The 18,793-nt window shown below is 62.2% G+C and carries 20 protein-coding genes and 1 tRNA gene; 13 read left to right on the top strand and 8 right to left on the bottom strand.

Annotation, left to right across the window (positions count from 1 at the left end):
• Window positions 1-26 precede the first annotated feature (26 nt).
• The 3 genes from J4D28_RS05520 (at window position 27) to J4D28_RS05530 (ending at window position 1,614) form a co-directional block, all read left to right on the top strand.
• Window positions 27-170 carry a hypothetical protein gene (locus J4D28_RS05520; protein WP_158250320.1) on the top strand — a complete coding sequence of 48 codons (144 nt, stop codon included), beginning with the start codon at window positions 27-29 and terminating at the stop codon, window positions 168-170.
• Window positions 171-220: 50 nt separating this feature from the next.
• The gene (locus tag J4D28_RS05525) at window positions 221-835 is read left to right on the top strand and encodes a hypothetical protein (RefSeq protein WP_103330833.1); all 615 of its coding nucleotides are present in this window, start codon (window positions 221-223) and stop codon (window positions 833-835) included.
• Window positions 836-984: 149 nt separating this feature from the next.
• A complete protein-coding gene (locus tag J4D28_RS05530; protein ID WP_103330834.1) occupies window positions 985-1,614 on the top strand; it encodes an HAD family phosphatase in 630 nt (209 codons plus the stop codon).
• A gap of 23 nt (window positions 1,615-1,637) precedes the next feature.
• On the opposite strand, the gene J4D28_RS05535 is transcribed toward J4D28_RS05530, so the two are convergent.
• Window positions 1,638-2,651, bottom strand: coding sequence for an AraC family transcriptional regulator (locus tag J4D28_RS05535; protein WP_009048146.1), 1,014 nt, complete (start codon window positions 2,649-2,651; stop codon window positions 1,638-1,640).
• Between the two features lie 171 nt (window positions 2,652-2,822).
• Between J4D28_RS05535 and J4D28_RS05540 the strand changes: the two genes are divergently transcribed.
• The 7 genes from J4D28_RS05540 to J4D28_RS05570 all read left to right on the top strand — a co-directional run bounded on the left by J4D28_RS05540 (window position 2,823) and on the right by J4D28_RS05570 (window position 8,287).
• Window positions 2,823-3,674 carry a 3-hydroxybutyryl-CoA dehydrogenase gene (locus J4D28_RS05540; RefSeq protein ID WP_009048145.1) on the top strand — a complete coding sequence of 284 codons (852 nt, stop codon included), beginning with the start codon at window positions 2,823-2,825 and terminating at the stop codon, window positions 3,672-3,674.
• Window positions 3,667-4,263, top strand: coding sequence for a TetR/AcrR family transcriptional regulator (locus J4D28_RS05545; RefSeq protein WP_009048144.1), 597 nt, complete (start codon window positions 3,667-3,669; stop codon window positions 4,261-4,263). The genes J4D28_RS05540 and J4D28_RS05545 overlap by 8 nt, the downstream gene beginning before the upstream one ends.
• A 276-nt stretch (window positions 4,264-4,539) precedes the next feature.
• The gene (locus J4D28_RS05550) at window positions 4,540-4,728 is read left to right on the top strand and encodes a DUF1843 domain-containing protein (protein WP_009048143.1); all 189 of its coding nucleotides are present in this window, start codon (window positions 4,540-4,542) and stop codon (window positions 4,726-4,728) included.
• Between the two features lie 35 nt (window positions 4,729-4,763).
• Window positions 4,764-5,408, top strand: a complete 645-nt coding sequence (locus J4D28_RS05555; protein WP_009048142.1) for a DUF1842 domain-containing protein — start codon at window positions 4,764-4,766, stop codon at window positions 5,406-5,408.
• 52 nt (window positions 5,409-5,460) lie between these two features.
• Window positions 5,461-6,042 carry a DUF1842 domain-containing protein gene (locus tag J4D28_RS05560; protein ID WP_103330835.1) on the top strand — a complete coding sequence of 194 codons (582 nt, stop codon included), beginning with the start codon at window positions 5,461-5,463 and terminating at the stop codon, window positions 6,040-6,042.
• Window positions 6,043-6,193: 151 nt separating this feature from the next.
• The gene (locus J4D28_RS05565) at window positions 6,194-7,657 is read left to right on the top strand and encodes a GDL motif peptide-associated radical SAM/SPASM maturase (RefSeq protein WP_009048140.1); all 1,464 of its coding nucleotides are present in this window, start codon (window positions 6,194-6,196) and stop codon (window positions 7,655-7,657) included.
• A 216-nt stretch (window positions 7,658-7,873) separates the two neighbouring features.
• On the top strand, window positions 7,874-8,287 hold the full coding sequence (locus J4D28_RS05570) for a VOC family protein (RefSeq protein ID WP_053268614.1): 414 nt from the start codon (window positions 7,874-7,876) through the stop codon (window positions 8,285-8,287).
• A 47-nt stretch (window positions 8,288-8,334) separates the two neighbouring features.
• Here J4D28_RS05570 and J4D28_RS05575 read toward each other — a convergent pair whose 3' ends face one another.
• Complete coding sequence (locus tag J4D28_RS05575) at window positions 8,335-8,841, bottom strand: helix-turn-helix domain-containing protein (RefSeq protein WP_009048138.1); 507 nt, start codon at window positions 8,839-8,841, stop codon at window positions 8,335-8,337.
• Window positions 8,842-8,955: 114 nt separating this feature from the next.
• Here J4D28_RS05575 and fabF point away from each other — a divergent pair, with 114 nt between their 5' ends.
• Window positions 8,956-10,224 carry a beta-ketoacyl-ACP synthase II gene (gene fabF / locus J4D28_RS05580; protein ID WP_103330850.1) on the top strand — a complete coding sequence of 423 codons (1,269 nt, stop codon included), beginning with the start codon at window positions 8,956-8,958 and terminating at the stop codon, window positions 10,222-10,224.
• A 422-nt stretch (window positions 10,225-10,646) separates the two neighbouring features.
• Window positions 10,647-12,455, top strand: a complete 1,809-nt coding sequence (locus tag J4D28_RS05585; RefSeq protein WP_103330836.1) for a calcium-binding protein — start codon at window positions 10,647-10,649, stop codon at window positions 12,453-12,455.
• Window positions 12,456-12,772: 317 nt separating this feature from the next.
• On the opposite strand, the gene J4D28_RS05590 is transcribed toward J4D28_RS05585, so the two are convergent.
• On the bottom strand, window positions 12,773-13,234 hold the full coding sequence (locus J4D28_RS05590) for an N-acetyltransferase (RefSeq protein WP_039967942.1): 462 nt from the start codon (window positions 13,232-13,234) through the stop codon (window positions 12,773-12,775).
• 399 nt (window positions 13,235-13,633) lie between these two features.
• Between J4D28_RS05590 and J4D28_RS05595 the strand changes: the two genes are divergently transcribed.
• A complete protein-coding gene (locus tag J4D28_RS05595) occupies window positions 13,634-14,215 on the top strand; it encodes a hypothetical protein (RefSeq protein WP_016704876.1) in 582 nt (193 codons plus the stop codon).
• A 146-nt stretch (window positions 14,216-14,361) separates the two neighbouring features.
• On the opposite strand, the gene J4D28_RS05600 is transcribed toward J4D28_RS05595, so the two are convergent.
• The 5 genes from J4D28_RS05600 to pheT form a co-directional block, all read right to left on the bottom strand.
• Complete coding sequence (locus J4D28_RS05600) at window positions 14,362-14,658, bottom strand: hypothetical protein (RefSeq protein ID WP_080768797.1); 297 nt, start codon at window positions 14,656-14,658, stop codon at window positions 14,362-14,364.
• A 925-nt stretch (window positions 14,659-15,583) separates the two neighbouring features.
• A tRNA-Pro gene (locus tag J4D28_RS05605) sits at window positions 15,584-15,660 on the bottom strand.
• Window positions 15,661-15,751: 91 nt separating this feature from the next.
• Window positions 15,752-16,108: a MerR family transcriptional regulator gene (locus tag J4D28_RS05610; protein WP_007920509.1), complete on the bottom strand. Its 357-nt coding sequence runs from the start codon at window positions 16,106-16,108 to the stop codon at window positions 15,752-15,754.
• On the bottom strand, window positions 16,089-16,391 hold the full coding sequence (gene ihfA, locus J4D28_RS05615) for an integration host factor subunit alpha (protein WP_002553164.1): 303 nt from the start codon (window positions 16,389-16,391) through the stop codon (window positions 16,089-16,091). Before ihfA ends, J4D28_RS05610 begins: the two co-directional genes overlap by 20 nt.
• Before the next feature lie 3 nt (window positions 16,392-16,394).
• Entirely contained in the window at window positions 16,395-18,773 is a 2,379-nt protein-coding gene (gene pheT, locus J4D28_RS05620) for a phenylalanine--tRNA ligase subunit beta (RefSeq protein ID WP_103330837.1), read from the bottom strand.
• Window positions 18,774-18,793: the final 20 nt, after the last annotated feature.

An 18,793-nucleotide genomic window follows, 5' to 3' on the forward strand; every position in this document is an offset into this window, starting at 1 on the left:
CCCCGAACACCGCCCAAGGAAGAAACGTGTTGGCGCCTGCCCCGATCATTGCCCGGCCAGCCATGCTGCTGCCCGACACTGCGCACCTGATCCGCACCTTCGCTACTCGCCCATTCCAGCCTGGTGATCCGGCCCTGTCCGCCACCGGCAGTGGCTTGCCATTCCCTTGAATCCGGCACGCCCCGTGCCATCCCCTTTCCTGTCTTTGTCGAGTACGCCCATGCATCGCCTGTTCACTTTGTGGTTATGGATCAACGCCGTCCTGAGCGGAATCGCCGTAGCGGCCCCGCTGTCCGTGATGGTGTTTACCGATCTGCAACTGATCGTCCCCCGGGACGTCAGCGGCACCCTGTTCGGCGGGGCCATGGGCTTTCAGCTGTACCTCGGCATCTGGCTCCTCTGCGCCCTCGGCCTGGGCCTGGCCCTGCTCACGCGCATGCCCGGCGCCCGCCTGGCCTGGATCGTCGCCGGCCTGGTGCCGCTGCTGCTGGGCGCCTGGTGGCGGATCAATTACCCGGACGATGCCGACGGCAACCTGATCTTCAGCCCGCAAGCCTGGGAGCTGGACTACGCCATGGCGATCGGCTGCGCCTTGGTCTTCAGCGGGCTGTACTGGTACCGGCGTGGGCGCCTCAAGCCCCGCCCGGTCGCCACTAGCGCGGATGTGCTGCTGCCCCGGACCGTCGGCGCGCTGATCCTCGCCAGCGTGTTCCTCCTCCCACCGCTGAACTTCATCAAGCAGCAGGCCTTGCCCAACTGTGCGTTCAACAAGGCCGGGCAACAGCTGACGGTGTGCCTGGGCGATGACCCGAACGAACAGGTGATTGTCGACTGAAAGAGGGCTGTGGCCCCGGCTCGAACAGCCCGGCGAGCAGCGCACGTCGCTGCGCCGGAAACCGGGCCCGGGCCGCCGGTAAATTGCATTGCGTCGCCTACCGTCGCAGGATGTCTGCCCTGACCCACAACCGCTCAAAGGACGTGCTCATGACAATTCGTGCTGTGGTTTTCGATTTTGGTGGCGTGCTGTTCGACTGGAATCCGCACCATCTGTACCGCCAACTGATCCCTGACGATGCCCGCCGCCAATGGTTCCTCGACACCATTTGCACCCAGGCCTGGAACACCCGGCAGGACGCCGGGCGAACGCTGGCCGAAGCGACCCGCAGCCTGGTGGCCGAACACCCGGAACATGCGCCCCTGATCGAGGCCTATTACGGGCGCTGGCCGGAAATGCTCCGCGGCCAGCTGGATGACGGCGTGGCCTTGCTGGAAGACCTGCACCTGGCGCAGATGCCGCTGTTCGGGCTGACCAACTGGTCCCAGGAAACCTTCCCCTATGCCAGGGACAACTATCCGTTCCTGCAGCGTTTTCGCGACATCGTGGTGTCCGGGCAGGAGCGGCAGATCAAGCCTGACGCAGAGATCTACCACACCACCCTGCAACGCATCCGCGCGCACCTGCCAGAGGTAGCGCCTCAGGAGCTGGTGTTCATCGACGATCACGCGCCGAATATCGTCGCCGCCAACGCCCTGGGCTGGAATGCGATTCACCATCAGTCCGCGGCTGAAACCCGTCGCCAGTTGCAGGCGTTGGGGTTGGGGTTGTCGGTTTGAACTGAGGCGGGCGCGCCAGTCTGTCAGGTCGGCGGCTGGTACCGCGCGCGGTAGCGGCCGGGGCTTTCGCCGGTCCATTTCTTGAACGCACGATGGAAGGCGCTGGGCTCCTGGAAGCCGGTGCGCTCGGCGATTTCGCCAATGCTCGCGCGGCTCTGGCGCAGCAGTTCGACGGCCATGCCGCGGCGCACTTCGTCCTTGATTTCCTGGTACGACACGCCTTCGCGCTCCAGGCGCCGCCGCAGGGTGCTGGGGCTGACCTGCACCTCGCCGGCGAAAGCTTCCAGGGTCGGCCACTGGCTGTAGTGACTGCGGCGCAGACGTTGATAGACCTGGGTCGCCAGGCCGTGCTGGTTGCGAAAACGGATCACCAGCCATTGCGGCGCGCTGCGCAGAAAGACCTTGAGCGAAGCCAGGTCCTGGACCACCGGCAAGCGCAGGAAACGGCTGGCGAACTCGATTTCGGTGCGCTCGGCGCCGAAGGTCAGGTTCGGTCCCCAGAGCAAGGCATCGTCGCTCAGGGACAGGCGCGGATAACGGAAGTCGGCGCGGTCGATGGCAATGCGCCGCCCGCCGAGCCAGCACAGCAGGCTGATCATCAGCACCAGGAAGGTCTCTTCGCCAAAACGCCCGGTGGCTTCATCGCGAGGCTGGCTGTCGAGGCTCAGCACCGCGCGCTTGCCGCGCACACTGAGGCTGCCGCGAAAGTCGCGCAGGAACAGGCCGAAGTTGGCCAGGCACTGGCGCAGGGCCTTTTCCAGGGTCGGCTCCTGGATCAGCCCACGGCAGATCAGGGCGAAAGCCCCCGGCGGCAGGCCGTGGGAATCGAGCCGGAAAAACTCGTCTTGCAGCTCGCGGATCTGGATCAGCCACAGGGCCGCGAACGCGCTGGCCGGCACCCGCGCCTCGGGCTGGCCGAGCAGGGCCGGATCGATGCCCGCCTCGGCCAGCACCGCGGCCAGGCGCTCGGGTCGCTCACGCAAGGCGTGGACCATGACCTGCACGAAGTAGACCGCGACCGAATCCTTTTCCCGCATGGAATGACTGCTCTCTGTGGCTGTGGACATGGCAAAAAACGCCAGCGCGGCTGAGCGCTTTTGGCATAGGCCGGGGTCGGCGCGGGCACTAGACTCGCGCCTCGAAGGTTGCATTGCAAGACGCGTTCGCGCTGCTCTGCGACACGCCCGGACGAAGAAAGAGAAGCCAAGATGAATCTGCAGAATATCGGCGTGATCGGCGCCGGCACCATGGGTAACGGAATCGCTCAGGTCTGTGCCCAGGCCGGGTTCGAAGTGACCTTGCTGGACATCAGCGACAGCGCCCTGCAAAAGGCCCTGGCCACGGTGAGCAAGAACCTCGACCGGCTGATAGCCAAGGGCAGCCTGGACGAAGTACAGAAACAGGCGACGCTGGGGCGCATCCGCACCAGCACCGACTACGCCAGCCTGGTCGACGCGCACCTGGTGATCGAGGCCGCCACGGAAAACCTCGAGCTGAAACTGCGGGTGCTGCAACAGATCGCCGCCCAGGTGGCCAGTACCTGTGTGATCGCCTCCAACACCTCGTCGCTGTCGATCACCCAGCTCGCCGCCAGCGTCAGCGCGCCCGAGCGCTTTATCGGCCTGCACTTCTTCAACCCGGTGCCGGTGATGGGCCTGATCGAAGTGATTCGCGGCCTGCAGACCAGCGACGCGACCCACACCCTGGCCCTGGACATGGCCACGCGCCTGGGCAAGGTCGCGATCACCGCCGGCAACCGCCCGGGCTTCGTGGTCAACCGGATCCTGGTGCCGATGATCAACGAGGCGATCCTGGTGTTGCAGGAAGGCCTGGCCAGCGCCGAGGACATCGACGCCGGCATGCGCCTGGGCTGCAACCAGCCGATCGGCCCGCTGGCCCTGGCCGACCTGATCGGCCTGGACACCCTCCTGGCGATCCTTCAAGCCCTCTACGATGGCTTCAACGACAGCAAATACCGGCCCGCGCCGCTGCTCAAGGAAATGGTTGCCGCCGGTTACCTGGGGCGCAAGACCGAACGCGGCTTCCACCGCTATGGCTGAGCGTTGCTCGCGTTTTGCCGAAAGCCGCGACAAGGCCCTGGAGCTGTTCGCCAGCAAGGGCTTCGGCCAGGTCGGCATGCGCGAGCTGGCGAGCCATCTGGGGCTGACCCCGGGCTCGCTGTATCACCATTACCCGAGCAAGCAGCACCTGCTGCTGGACCTGATCGAAGAGTTCTACGACGAACTGCTCGATACCCTGGGGCGCATCGAACGGCGGCGCAAGGCGCCGGACGATCGCCTGCGCACCCTGATCCGCGCCCACCTGAAACTGCACCGGGAACTGCCCCGGCATTTCCGCCTGGTGGAGCGCGACAGCGGTTGCCTGAACCCGGACCAGCAGGAGCGCGTGCGCCAGCTGCGCGAGCAATATGAACGCCGCCTGCTGATGCTCCTCGGCCCGCTGCCGCGGCTCGGCGACGCGGTGCTGCTGGCCACCGGGCATGCCATCGCCAGCCTGCTCAACCATGCGCCCGGCTGGCTGGCCGAACAGCCGTTGGCCGAACACGAGCGCGAAACCCTGCTGGAACACCTGCTCAGCGGCGCCCTGGAACGGCTGTTGAACAGCTCGCCGCAGAGTGCCGTGGCCTGACGCCGGGCCGGGGCGATCCTGCCCTTTTCCGCCCACGTCCTGGACGTCGAAGTGCGCAGCGCCGCTTGTATTTATTCTTCGTAAGCCGCGCCCTGCTGATTGCCAAACGCGCTATATCGCCGCGCCAGTTGCTTGTCCCGCCTGAATATATTTTTTCCCGATAACGGCTATTCAAAGTTATTCAGTGGCCCTTGCGTTTGCCCCGAGCCCGGCCTGCTTAACTGCAAAAGCTGCCGGATAGCGCAGTCTCTACAACCTCCCACGGAAGGCAACGCCATGAGTTCATCCTCGCAACATGTCATTCCGCCCTATGGAGTGGCGATTCAGAAAGCAATCTCCCTCGGCAACCTGCCGCAGATGAAGTCCCTGCTCAAACAGCGCGATAAATCCCAGAAAGAATCCAAGGATCTGAGCAGCGCTTACGAGCAGTTGGCACAGGAAGTCGCCCGTCTGGAACGGCGCTAAGGCCGTTTCCATTTTCTAATGCAATGGAGGCAATCATGTCCGGTTCCACTACGTCCCCTGTTGGCCTGTTTCCGCTCAGCTACCGGATCGGCAATCCGACCCCGGGCGCGCCGAGCCTTACCCTCGACCTTCTGGTCTACACCCCCGAGCAGACCGTGCGCGGTACCTCGGTGGTGACCCAGGCCACCAACCCGCCGCTGGACCTGCCGTCCGATGTGTGGGGGCAATACACTTACCTGACCGTCATGCCACCCAGCTCGAGCAAGATCCTGGTCACCGCCCAGGGTAACCAGGGCGGGCCGGGCTCGAACTCGATCGTCACCTTCAAGATTCAGCTGGTGGTGGACCACGACTGGAAGAACGGCATCGCCAACTACCAGTACTACAACGGCCAGCGCTGGGTATCGGTGGAGAACGCACCGGCCCACCTCGTCGAGTCGGTACCCTCCTACGCCTTGTCAGCCCTGCCAATACCACTGGAACCCGGCCCGGTCCTGCTGCCGTATCCACCGATCACCCCGCTGTATGCCGCGCCGATCCATGGCGCCATCGCCAGCGGCGACCTGACCCAGATGAAGAGCCTGGCCAGCCTGGCCCAGCAGCAACTGGACCAGTTGCCCCAGCTGCGCAGCGCGCTGGATGCGGCCAAGGACGAGATCGGCCGGCTCGAGCGGCGCTGACCACGGCGTGCCAACCCACCGACTTCCCTGAACAAGAACAAGGAGTTGCACCATGCAAACTGGACTGTTCCATACCCGTATCCAAGCCACCACGGGGCTGTTGGGTGCCCCGGCTCTGACCCTCGACCTGTTGGTCAACACCGTGCAGAAAAAAGTCAGCGGCGTGGCCCGCGTGTTCAAGAGCACTTACCCGCCGGTGAACTTCTTCGCCGACGTGTGGGGCGACTATTCCAAGGCACAGCTGCACCCGTCGACCGAAGGCCACATCATCCTGAGCCTGACCGGCAACCCCAGCGGCCCGACCAGCCAGATCGCCGCGACCTTCCACCTGCACGGGATTCTCGGGCTCGACTGGGCCAGCGGTTTCGCCAGCTACAAATACTGCTACCAGGGCAACTGGCAGGACGTGCAGCACGCCACGGTCAGCCAGGCGTCGATCCCGCACCCCGAGCCTGTGCCCCATCACCCCGTGCCGCTGTATGCGGTGGCGGTGCAGCAGGCGCAAAGCAGCGGTGACCTGGCGCAGCTCAAGGCGGTCGTCCGCCAGGGCGAGCAGCAACTGGCCAGCAGTGATGCGCTGCGCAGCGCCTTGCAGCAGCTGAACGCCGAGATCGCCCGCCTCGAAGCTCGCTGAGCAGTGGCGTCCGGGCCTGGCCTTCCTTCCTCGGGGCCAGGCCCGGTCTTCCATTGCAAACCATGTGTCCGCTCGGGCCGGCACCGCCAGGGACGGCGCGGACATCCACCAGGTTCGTGCCGCGCGCCTGTGTGCGCCCAAAGGACTGTCCATGTCAGCCAATCGCCCCGCCCGCTACCTCAGCGAAACCGACCTCAAGCGTTACGTACCGGTGCATGTGGTCTGGGAAATCACCCTCGCCTGCGACCTCAAATGCCTGCATTGCGGCTCGCGCGCCGGCCATCGACGCCCCAACGAACTGAACACCCAGGAATGCCTCGACGTGATTGACGCCCTCGCCGCCCTCGGCACGCGGGAGGTCACCCTGATCGGCGGCGAAGCCTATTTGCGCAAGGACTGGACCCGCCTGATCCGGGCCATCCACGACCACGGCATCTACTGCGCGATCCAGACCGGCGGGCGCAACCTCACCCCGGCGAAAATGCAGGCCGCGGTGGAGGCCGGGCTCAACGGCGTGGGGGTTTCGCTGGACGGCCTGGCGCCCTTGCATGACGCCGTGCGCAACGTCCCGGGCTCCTTCGACAAGGCCGTGGACACCCTACGCCGGGCCAAGCAGGCCGGGCTCGCGGTCAGCGTCAACACACAGATCGGCGCAGCCACCCTGCCCGACTTGCCGGAGCTGATGAACCTGATCATCGAGCTGGGCGCCACCCATTGGCAGATCCAGCTGACGGTGGCCATGGGCAACGCGGTGGATCACCCGGAACTCTTGCTGCAACCCTATCAACTGCTGGAAGTCATGCCGCTGCTCGCGCGCCTCTACCGCGAAGGCCAGGAACGCGGCCTGCTGATGAACGTGGGCAACAACATCGGTTACTACGGCCCATACGAGCATATGTGGCGCGGTTTCGGTGACGAGCGCGTGCACTGGAGCGGCTGCGCCGCCGGGCAAACGGTGCTGGCCCTGGAAGCCGACGGCACGGTGAAGGGTTGCCCGTCACTGGCGACGGTGGGGTTCTCCGGCGGCAATGTGCGCGACATGAACCTGCACGACATCTGGCACTACAGCGAAGGCATGCATTTTGGCCGCCTGCGCTCGGTCGACGACCTCTGGGGCTATTGCCGCACCTGCTACTACAACGACGTGTGCCGCGGCGGCTGCACCTGGACCTCGCACTCGCTGCTGGGCAAGCCGGGCAACAATCCGTACTGCCACTACCGCGCCCTGGACCTGCAGAAAAAGGGCCTGCGCGAACGCATCGTCAAACTCGAGGACGCCGCCAAGGCCTCGTTCGCGGTCGGGCGCTTCGACCTGATCACCGAACGCATCGACACCGGCGAGACGGTCAGCAGCGTCAGCGACAGCGGCCAGGTGATCAAGCTGGCGTGGATCAACCAGGGGCAGAAATCCCCCGAGGAAGGACGCCTGCCCACCCGGTTGGCCCTGTGCCGCAGCTGTTGGCAATACATCCATAGCCACGAAACCACCTGCCCGCACTGCTCGGCCGATGTGGCCAGCGCCGAGGCCGACTACCTGGCCGACCGCGCCCGGCAGCAGGCGATCATGGATCGCCTGACCGGCCTGCTGGGGATGCCCCAGACCCGACTGGTATAGCGCCACCCCAGGCTCGCCGCCGACTCGGCGGCGGGCCTGACAGGGAGTGCACCAAGGGTGATAACCCGTCACCGCCCCATGAGAAAACCGTCTAAGAACAAGCCCACTGCCACCCAGGTTTAGGCTTTGCTAGTGGAGGTCTCAATCCATCGGTTTTTTGCCAGCGGGCCGGCTTATCCGGCGCGCCCGCTGCCCTGCCATCCGGGAGTCACCAGCATGAAAATCAATCCCTACCTGATCTTCAACGGCGATTGCGCAGCCGCCTTCAAGTTCTACGCCCAGAGCCTGCAAGGCACCCTCGAAGTGATGATGACCTTCGGTGAAAGCCCCGCCCGCGAGCATGTTCCCGCCGAGTATCACAACCTGATCATCCACACCCGCCTGCTGGTGGGCGACCAGGCCATCATGGGCTCGGACAGCACGCCCGATCGGCCTTACGCGGGGATCCACGGCTGCTCGATATCGCTGAATGTCGACAGCATCGCCGAGGCCGAGCGGGTGTTCGCCGCGCTGGCGGACCAGGGCACTGTGCAGATGCCGTTGGAGGCCACCTTCTGGGCGGCGCGTTTCGGCATGCTGGTCGACCGCTTCGGCGCCTCGTGGATGATCAACTGCGAAAAGGACCAGTGACAGGCGCTGGTGGTTAAGCCCAAGGTGCCGTGGCGATCCGCGGCACTTCAGGCTTCGCCCTTGGCCTCCATCACCTGCAGCGCCCCCAGGCGCTGACGTATGCCTTCGCTGGCCATCGGCCCGGCCTGGACCGTGCAGTGCTCCAGCGGCACCGGGCGGCCATCGACCAGGTCAGCCATCATCGGCCGCACCGGCCGGCCGGTGGCGCGCTCGACGATCTGCACGCTTTCCCCTTCCGGCGCGTAATGGCGATTGCCCCAGGCAACGAACGCCATCAGCACCACACGAAAATCCTCGCCCCGGGCCGTCGGCACATACTGGTAGCGCAGCGGCCGCTGGCTGTAGGCCTGGCGCTCGAGCAAGCCGGCCTCGACCAGCGAATTCAAGCGCCGGGTGAGCATGTTGGGGGCGATCTCCAGGCTGCGGGAAAACTCCTCGAAACGCCGCAGGCCATGCAGGGCGTCGCGCATGATCAGGATGCTCCACCACTCGCCCACCCGCTCCAGACTGCGGGCAATCGGGCATTCGTCGTGAAGGAGGGTCTTGCGTTGCATGGCGGTTCCTCGGAGTTCGCAGTTGCGTATTTGTGGTTCGGGCATGTTACTTTCATGATGATAGTGACGTCCATAGAGCGACACACCCCACTCGAGATGAAGGAGCTGAAGGTCATGAATAAACGCATTGTCGTCACTGGCATGGGCGCATTGACCCCGCTGGGCTGCGGCGTCGAACAGGTCTGGCAACGCCTGCTGGCCGGGCAATCGGGTATCCGCCGGCTACCGGAAGAACTGATCGGCGACCTGCCGATCAGCATCGGCGGCCAGGTTCCGGACCGCATCCAGGACCCGCAGGCCGGCTTCGATCCGGACGCGCTGCTGGCGCCCAAGGAACAGCGCAAGATGGACCGCTTCATCCTGTTCGCCCTCGCCGCCGCCCAGGAAGCACTGACCCAGGCCGGCTGGGCACCGCAGACCGCCGAAGCCCAGGAACGTACCGCCACCATCATCGCTTCGGGCGTGGGCGGTTTCCCGGCCATCGCCGACGCCGTGCGCACCACCGACAGCAAGGGGCCGCGGCGTCTTTCGCCGTTCACCATTCCGTCCTTCCTCAGCAATATGGCCGCCGGTCATGTGTCGATCCAGCATGGCCTGAAGGGGCCGCTGGGCACGCCGGTGACGGCCTGCGCCGCGGGTGTCCAGGCCATCGGCGACGCCGCACGGATGATTCGTGCCGGGGAGATCGACGTCGCGGTCTGCGGCGGCACGGAAGCCACGATTCACCGGGTCAGCCTGGCCGGTTTCGCTGCCGCGCGCGCCCTGTCGAGCGATTTCAACGACACCCCGGAACGTGCTTCGCGGCCCTTCGACCAGGCCCGTGACGGCTTTGTGATGGGCGAAGGCGCCGGCCTGCTGGTGATCGAGGAGCTGGAACACGCCCTGGCCCGCGGCGCCACGCCGATCGCCGAACTGGTGGGCTACGGCACCAGCGCCGACGCCTATCACATGACCGCCGGGCCAGAAGATGGCGACGGTGCCCGCCGCGCCATGCAACAGGCGTTGCGTCAGGCCGGCGTCGAGCCGTCCCAGGTCCAGCACCTGAACGCCCACGCCACCTCGACCCCGGTGGGCGACAAAGGCGAACTGGCGGCGATCAAGAGTGTGTTTGGCAACAGCAGCGAGCTGGCCATCGCCTCGACCAAATCGGCCACCGGCCACCTGCTGGGCGCTGCCGGCGGGATCGAAGCGATCTTCACCATCCTGGCGCTGCGCGACCAGATCGCCCCCGCCACCCTCAACCTGGAAAACCCGGATGCCGGCGCGCAAGGCCTCAACCTGATTCGTGGCCAGGCGCAGCCGCTGGCGATGGAATACGCCTTGTCCAATGGCTTCGGCTTTGGCGGGGTGAATGCCAGCGTGCTGTTCCGGCGCTGGGGGTAAGGCCGGGATTGTTCGCCGGGCATAACGTGGTTTCAGTGCGGCTTCGCTGAAACCTCGATGTGCCCGGCCAGCCTTGTGCAACGGGGTATTTTCAGTCGGCTGTCGACACGTCCGGCACCTTCGCCAGGTTGCCGTGCATGTCGTCCGATCTCAAAGGCAGGGAGGATGGGCGGCTGCGAGCCAGCCTCGAACTGACCAAACTGTAATGACGCTGAATTTATAGCGGCTGGATCGGGCTTTCCCTAGGACGATCGTGCCAACCCCCCCCTTGCCTGGCCCACACCCTCCACATGAATGAGTAGCTTGGGCGCAGATTCCGGGGCACGCAGTCACCAGGCTCCGCAATCCGAGCGAAGAAGAACAAGAAGACTTCAGCTCTTGTTTTTTTTCATGACTTTTTAGTTTGTGAGGGAAAACGAACCATGGCGATATTCGACTACAAGGGCCAAGACGGCCGCGTGCTCATTTCAGATGCCTGGAACCTTGCCACCTACACCAGCGGTGTAGCGACGGTAGGGGCGCTCTACAATCTGCCCGGGGCAGTCCTGGGCGAAGGCAACACCTTTGTCCTGCCCAAGGGCTGGCGCGAGATCAGCGCCAGCGACCTGGGCATCGACGGCAGCCACCTCGACCTGACAGGCAGCTTCAAGGGCGAGAACGTATCCGGCTCCCAGGCCAAGGTATTCGGCCAATACGACGAGAGCGGCAAGCTGGTCAAAATGGGCTTTTCGATTGCCGGCACCAACTCGCCGATGGACCTGCTGGGCTATCCGGCGATGATCGACAACTCCTATATCCACGGCTACGACTACCTGCTCGACTCGATCAAGAACTACGCCACTCACCATAACCTGACAGGCAAGGATGTACTGGTCACCGGCTACAGCCAGGGCGGCTCCGTGACCAACAGCATGTACCTGGGCAGGGACACCCTGGCCGACGGCTTTTTCAAGGATTCGGACTACTTCGGCATGGCCTCGCCCAAGGCCAGCAACAGTGACGGCATCTTCAACTTCGGCTTCGAAAACGACATCGTGCATCGGCTCATCGGCGAACAGACCGACCTGAGCGGCGCCATTCTCGCGGCCCTCAAAGGCAGTGATGCCAACTACACCTCGACCACCGACAACATCGTGCTGTTCGACACGGTCTACGCCCTGCCCACCTGGCCCAACGGCCCCTTCTCCGTGGTCAATCCCAACGGCTGGGTGGCGCACCTCGAAGGCATCTTCATCAACCCTATCCAGCGCATCGGCCAGTCGACGTTCTACGACTACATCGAGCGCGACAGCACCATCATCATCAGCAACCTCGACCCGGTCAGCCGCAGCTTTACCTGGGTCAGCGACAAATACTCCGCCACCTCCAACCACTTCGGCACTCCGGCCTTTCTCCTCGGCACGGACAGCGCGGACAAGTTGCAGGATGGCCGCAACGATGACTTCCTGGACGGCTTCGCCGGCAACGACAGCTTCAAGGTCAGCACCGGTACCGACATCGTCGCGGGCGGGGTGGGCGACGACAAAGTCTTCCTGCAGGGTACGGTCTCCAGCTACGAAGCCGTGCGCCTGAGCGATGGCAGCCTGTTTCTCAACGACACCGGCGGGCGTTACGGCCTCAAGGAGCTGCACGACGTCGAACATGTCGAGTTCGAAGGCCTCCTCGGCCAGGCCTTGACCCCGGCCTATACCGTGACCAGCAGCAAGCTCAACTTCGAAGGCCTGTTCGGATCGGACAAGAGCTACGCCAAGGCCACCGAAGGCACGCAGTTGGCAGACCTCCTGAAGGGTACCGCCGGCCGCGACCTGATCTTCGGCCAGGGCGGTGACGACCTTATTGAAGGCGGCGCGGGCCATGATCTGCTGCACGGTGGAAGTGGCAACGACACCCTGCTCGGCGGCAGTGGCAACGACGCCCTCTACGGTGGCTCACAGAACGACATCCTGGTCGGCGGCCTGGGCAACGACACCCTCAGTGGTGGCGTGGGCAGCGATCTGTTTGTCTTCGACCAGGGCGGGTTCGGCCATGACCTGATCAGCGACTTCAACGTTCACCAGAACGGGTTCGATCAGTTGGTGTTCTCCAAATCCCTGTTCGCCTCCGCGGCTGCGGTCATCAGCGCCACCAGCCAGCAAGGCAGCGACAGCCTGATCGTGGCGGGAGACAGCAGCATCACCCTGGTAGGGTTCAACGCCGCGCAACTCAGTGCGGATATGATCAGCCTGGTCTGATGCTCGATGGGCACGCCCTCCATTCGTGTGAGGGTGTTGCTCCAGCCGGCTTTGGCCACTTCAGAAACACAAAGGGTCCACCTTGGGGTGGGCCCTTTTTTGATCGTCCATTCTTCATTGAGAGCACTTGAGCCATCGGCAAGCTCACCCCACACACATCCAACGAAGGCTCTGCTCTTGAGCCTGTATCGATCTGTTCCGTCAGGCCGCTCCGGATACGCCGGATGGTTTGTTACGGGCAGAAAAAACCCGGCTCGATGGCCGGGTTTCTGTTCAGTCAATCCTGCACTCGCAATACCGATCGGTAACCGCGAGCACTATGTCCTCAGGCGCATCACGAGCTCGCCATCAAGCACTTCGCCCGTCTCTAGAAACCCCTCGGAGGCATAAAGATTGCGCGCCCCGATATTCTCCGGCGCGACGCCCAGCGTGATATCAGGACCTCCCGACAAACCTCTCAGGTATGCCAGCAGTGCGCGCAGAGCTGCGCGTCCATACCCTAAACCTTGGTGCTGACGATCAATCATCAGGCGATAGAGCCAGCGACCGTTATCGTCCGGGTCGAGGGCATGCATAAGGAAGCCGACCATTTTTCCAGAATGAACGGCGCGCACCGCTAAGGGTTCACACCAAGGACATTCGGCAGCTTCTTCCAATGATTCGGCGTTGCTGGCAATAAAGTCGATCTGTTCGTCACGCACTTGCAGCGCGCAACATTCTGCTTCTTCATCGCGAGTGGATATCGGAGCAAGAAGCACAGCGGGGTAAAGCGTACGCATTGGGTTTTCTCCGCGGGGCAGTGATCGCCCCTCCAGCATTTCGTTGATGGTTCAGTAGCGAAAACATCGTTGGAATCTGGGTCATAGGGCACCTCCTTTTTTCTCGCGGATGGAAACCGATTGGCTGATCCGGCCAAGCGGCGGCGAAATTCTAGAAAACTTCACTTTAACGACGCAAGCGATAGCCATGTTTTGAAAAGAGGGCCTGGTCACCTGAAGCACAAGCCCATGCAAATCCAGGATCCCTGGACGAAAGTTGATGAGCGCTCCGAGCAGAGCGAGCCGGCCGCTGCTTTCGCATGATTAAGGGTTAGTATCTCCGCTGGAAACTTCAGCAACGAAGGTTCGGCCCGATTCAGCCGATCAGCGTTCAACCTGTCATGGAAAACGGGAAGTGCTATGAACAAACATAAATTGCCCCTGCTTCTACTAGCAGTACTCGCAGCGGGCACGGGCGGCTGCAAACAAGAGGTGGCGGCTGCCTATAACGGGCCGTTCGGCCTGCAGATGGGCATGACCGCCGAGCAGGCCCGGACAGTCACCGAGGTTCTGGGCAGCAACGATCGGCGCAACCTCATGCTGGTCGAGCACCCGCCGAGGCCGATTGCCGGGTTTGATCAGTTATCACTCAAGTTTGGTAAAGAAGCCGGGCTGTGCGAAATCTACACAGCGGTCGAGATGCCGGAGAATGCGCAGGACTCGGCCATTCGCGCCCGCTTCGAAGAATTGACTCGTCTACTCACCCAGCGCTATGGCGCGCCCTCGGTAGCCATCGACCAGGCAGTGGATGACGAGCGAGAGCAAGTCCTGGTGTCCCAGTGGCTGGCCTCCCAAGGGGCGAGTCTGGAAGGTGCGCAGGAAGCCGTGCTGACCGTCGGCAGACGCGATGTCGACCCCATCAGTATCAGCCTGTCTATTTCCGGCCCTGGGTCCGAACAGTGCCAGCAGGAGCAACGTCAGGGGCCGACCGACGCTTCTTGAATGGCGTCCAGGCATCACCAGGCACGCTGGCTTTTAAACCTCTGACCGCATCACTTCTCGGCTAGTCCTGACAGCTACGTCCCTTTTCTTCTTGCAAGGAGGCATAAAGAAGCCCGCACTGAGCGGGCAAAGGGATGATCTGAATTTCACGCCCCTGACTCAGGGTCACTCGCGGGCATGCCACGAGGCTCATTGTCCTTTTCGTCCCGTGTGTCTGCACCAGGATCATCGAAGCGACCACTTTTCCCTGCTTCCGGGTGCTCACTCGACACCGAGTTGTTTACATCTACGTCGATCATCTCTTCATCGACCGGCGCTTCATCGTTCGCAGGCAATGGAACCTCAGGCTCCTTACGCTTTGGATCATGGCCCGCGTTGCTATTCGTGGCTCGCGTTACGCCCTGTTGCGACCAGCTACCGGGGGCATTCTCGTTAACTTTCATGCTGGCTCTCCGTTCTCAATGCTCGGGAAATCCGTGCCTTAAACGTGAGAAACGACAGCCCCCTGCAAGTGCCGAGAAATGGATAAACGGCGGTCAATAAAAAAACCGGCTCGGTGGCCGGGTTTCTATTCGGTCAACCCTGCGCCCCCAGGAATGACGGGCAAGCACCACCAGCACGTTGAACAAGGTTTGACGCTCGGTAACGCAAGACAAAGGTGACAGCAGGATCAATACGTGGCCGACGACACCACACCACGTCAATACCAACAGAATGAGAGCGAAGCGGTATCAGCTACAAACGTGAACGGTAGATCAATGAGAGCCAGTGGCCCTATGAACTGGGCGAGCTGATACTCAGTTTCTAATCCCTCATAGCAGTCATATGAACCATGTGAAACCGCGGCAAACCAAGCGCAGCCACTCAACTGCGAAATAGCCAACATCAAAATGAGCTTCCGTAGCACGTAATTTCCTTATTACTTTTCCACTGCTTGCTTCATAGACGCTCTCGAACAGAGCCAGTCACCCCTTCCCTCCAACCCCGCCCTCACCTCGGCAATCAGTGAATGAGTGCAGCGAGTCTTGTTGGACCGGTACCGCCATTCTGGATTGACTATGTCAGCACTACGCCAGGCACAGCTAGAGCACGACGACCGTATGCCACTACCGGTGAACGAAGATCTCATTGAAACGGAATAGCTGCAGGCGAACGCTGAGCGTCTGTTGATGGGCTACCGGATCGCCCACCCAGGGTATGCATCGATCAAAACTCATCGCTTGAAGCATACGTTTGGTCGCCGGCTTCATGCAGCAGGCGTGGCGGAGGAAAAGAGGGAGGCATGAAGAAAAAGGCCAAGGTCACTCGAAAAGTCACTATGGCGGAAACAACAAAGCCGCTCGAAAGCGGCCCAGTCATTGAATTATATGGTCGGGACGGAGTGATTCGAACACTCGACCCCTAGCACCCCATGCTAGTGCGCTACCGGACTGCGCTACGCCCCGACTAGGCGTGTTACTGGGTTTGCTTCTTAACGAAGCGCTCAAGAATATATCGCAAGCTTTTGAAATTTGGAAGTATTTTAAAAGCTGAAAATCATTTCTTGAGTACCACCAGAACGTCCTCCAGTTCGGAGATCATCTGACGGATCAATTGCTTGTACTGGGTGGTGTCGTCTTTGGCTTCATCACCGGAAAGGCGCAGGCGCGCTCCACCGATGGTGAACCCCTGATCATAAAGCAACGCGCGGATCTGCCGGATCATCAGCACATCCTGGCGCTGATAATACCGGCGATTTCCGCGGCGCTTGACGGGGTTGAGTTGAGGAAACTCCTGCTCCCAATAACGCAGCACATGCGGTTTGACCGCACAGAGCTCGCTGACTTCACCAATGGTGAAGTAGCGCTTGCCCGGAATGACCGGGAGCTCGTCGTTATGACTTGGTTCCAGCATAAGCCTCAACTCGGGCCTTCAACTTCTGCCCTGGACGAAAGGTGACCACACGGCGTGCCGTGATCGGGATTTCTTCACCCGTCTTCGGGTTGCGGCCAGGTCGCTGGCGTTTATCCCGAAGGTCGAAGTTACCGAAACCGGACAATTTGACCTGTTCGTTATCTTCGAGAGCGTGCCTGATTTCCTCAAAAAACAGCTCGACCAATTCCTTGGCCTCACGTTTATTCAGGCCCAGCTCTTCGTAGAGACGTTCGGCCATTTCAGCTTTCGTCAGAGCCCCCATACGTCACTTCCTTAACGTGGCGTTCAACCTGTGTTCGAGCGAGGTGAGGATATTTTGCGTCGTGGAGTTCACCTCATCGTCATTAAGAGTGCGCGATGGATGCTGCCAGGTCAAGCCAACTGCAAGGCTTTTTCTATGAGGATCAATACCTTTACCTTGGTACACGTCAAACAACCTGAGGTCTGTCAGCCATTCGCCTGCATTCTCACGGATTACATCCAGCACTGCACTGGCGGCAACATCGCGATCAGCCAGCAGGGCCAAGTCACGACGTACTTCAGGAAAGCGCGACAACTCACGGAATTCAGGCATTTTTCCCGAGGCGACTTCGGCCAGAACCAGCTCGAAAACGAAGACCGGACGGTCGAGACCGAGGGTTTTCGACAATTCAGGATGGATAGCGCCGATATAGCCAACCAGACGACCTTCACGTTCGATGCGCGCGGTTTGCCCCGGGTGCAGCGCAGGGTGCTTGCCAGGCACGAAAGTGAACGCATCGAGTGCGCCGGCAAAGCCCAGCACTGCTTCCACGTCGGCCTTGACGTCAAAGAAGTCCACGACATCGCGACCTTGTGCCCAGCCTTCCGGCAGACGAGTGCCGCACACCACGCCAGCCAGCATCGGCTCTTGCTTCAAGCCTTCCAGTTGACCGACGAAACGCAGGCCGCTCTCGAACAGACGGACACGGTCCTGCTGACGGTTCAGGTTGTGCTGAAGCGCCTTGATCAGCCCCGGCCACAGCGACGAACGCATGGCAGCCATGTCGTTGGAAATCGGATTGGCCAGCAACAGTGGCTCGACACCTGGATTAAACAACTCGAACTGTTTCGGATCGATGAAGCTGTAAGTAATAGCTTCCTGATAACCGCGAGCCACCAGCAAACGACGCAGCTCAGGCAGATCGCTACGAGCTTCGGTCTTGGCTTGTGGAGCCAGGCGCGCTTGTGGGTAGCGAACTGGCAGGCGGTTGTAGCCGTATAGACGAGCCAGCTCTTCGATCAGATCGACTTCCAGGCTGATGTCGAAGCGATGGCTTGGCACTTCAACGCGCCATTGCCCTGCTCCATCGGCGGAAATCTTCAGGCCCAGGGCACCGAGCAGACGCTCGACCTCCGGTGCCTCGATTTCCATGCCCAGCATCTGGGTGATGCGCTCGGCACGCAGGGTGATCGGAGCGATCGACGGCAGGTGCTGCTCACTGACCGCTTCGATAATCGGGCCGGCTTCGCCACCGGTGATCTCCAGCAGCAGGCCAGTGGCACGCTCCATGGCTTCACGGGCCAGTTGCCAGTCCACACCACGCTCGTAGCGATGCGAGGCGTCGGTATGCAAGCCATAGGAGCGAGCTTTACCGGCAACAGCGATCTGGTCGAAGAAAGCACTTTCCAGGAAAACATCGCGGGTGGTAGCAGCTACACCACTGTGTTCGCCACCCATGACGCCGGCAATCGCCAGAGCCCGGGTATGGTCGGCGATAACCAGGGTATCGCTGCGCAAGGTCACTTCCTGGCCGTCGAGCAAGACCAGCTTCTCACCCTCTTCGGCCATCCGTACACGGATGCCACCGTTGATTTCGGCGAGATCGAAAGCATGCAGCGGCTGCCCCAATTCGAGCATTACGTAGTTGGTGATGTCCACAGCCGCATCGATGCTGCGTACGTCAGCGCGACGCAGACGCTCGACCATCCACAGTGGGGTCGGCCTGGACAGGTCGACATTGCGGACGACCCGGCCCAGATAACGCGGGCAAGCCGCGGGCGCCAGCACTTCAACCGGACGCACTTCGTCGTGCGCAGGCGCGACGGATAGCACCACTGGACGGGTGACTGGTGCGGCATAGAGTGCGCCAACTTCACGGGCGAGCCCCGCCAGCGACAGGCAGTCACCGCGGTTAGGAGTCAGGTCGACTTCAATGCTGGCATCGTCCAGTTCCAGGTACTCACGGAAATCCTTGCCTACCGGCGCATCGGCCGGCAACTCCATCAGACCGTCATTGCCCTCTCCCACCTGCAGCTCTACCTGGGAACACAGCATGCCGTTCGACTCGACGCCGCGCAGCTTGGCCTTCTTGATCTTGAAGTCGCCAGGCAGCTCCGCGCCGATCATGGCGAAAGGGATCTTCAGGCCCGGGCGCACGTTGGGCGCACCGCACACGACCTGGAAGGTTTCCGTGCCATTGCTGACCTGACAAACACGCAGCTTATCAGCATCGGGGTGTTGCTCGGTGCTGAGCACCTCGCCCACCACCACGCCACTGAAAACACCGGCGGCCGGCGTCACGCTATCGACCTCAAGACCGGCCATCGACAAACGAGCAACCAGCTCGTCGCGACTTACCTGCGGGCTTACCCAGCCGCGCAGCCATTGTTCACTGAATTTCATCCTGCTCTCCTGAAAGATTC

It is taken from the genome of Pseudomonas sp. GW531-T4 (assembly GCF_017349615.1).
Lineage (GTDB): Bacteria > Pseudomonadota > Gammaproteobacteria > Pseudomonadales > Pseudomonadaceae > Aquipseudomonas > Aquipseudomonas chlororaphis_I.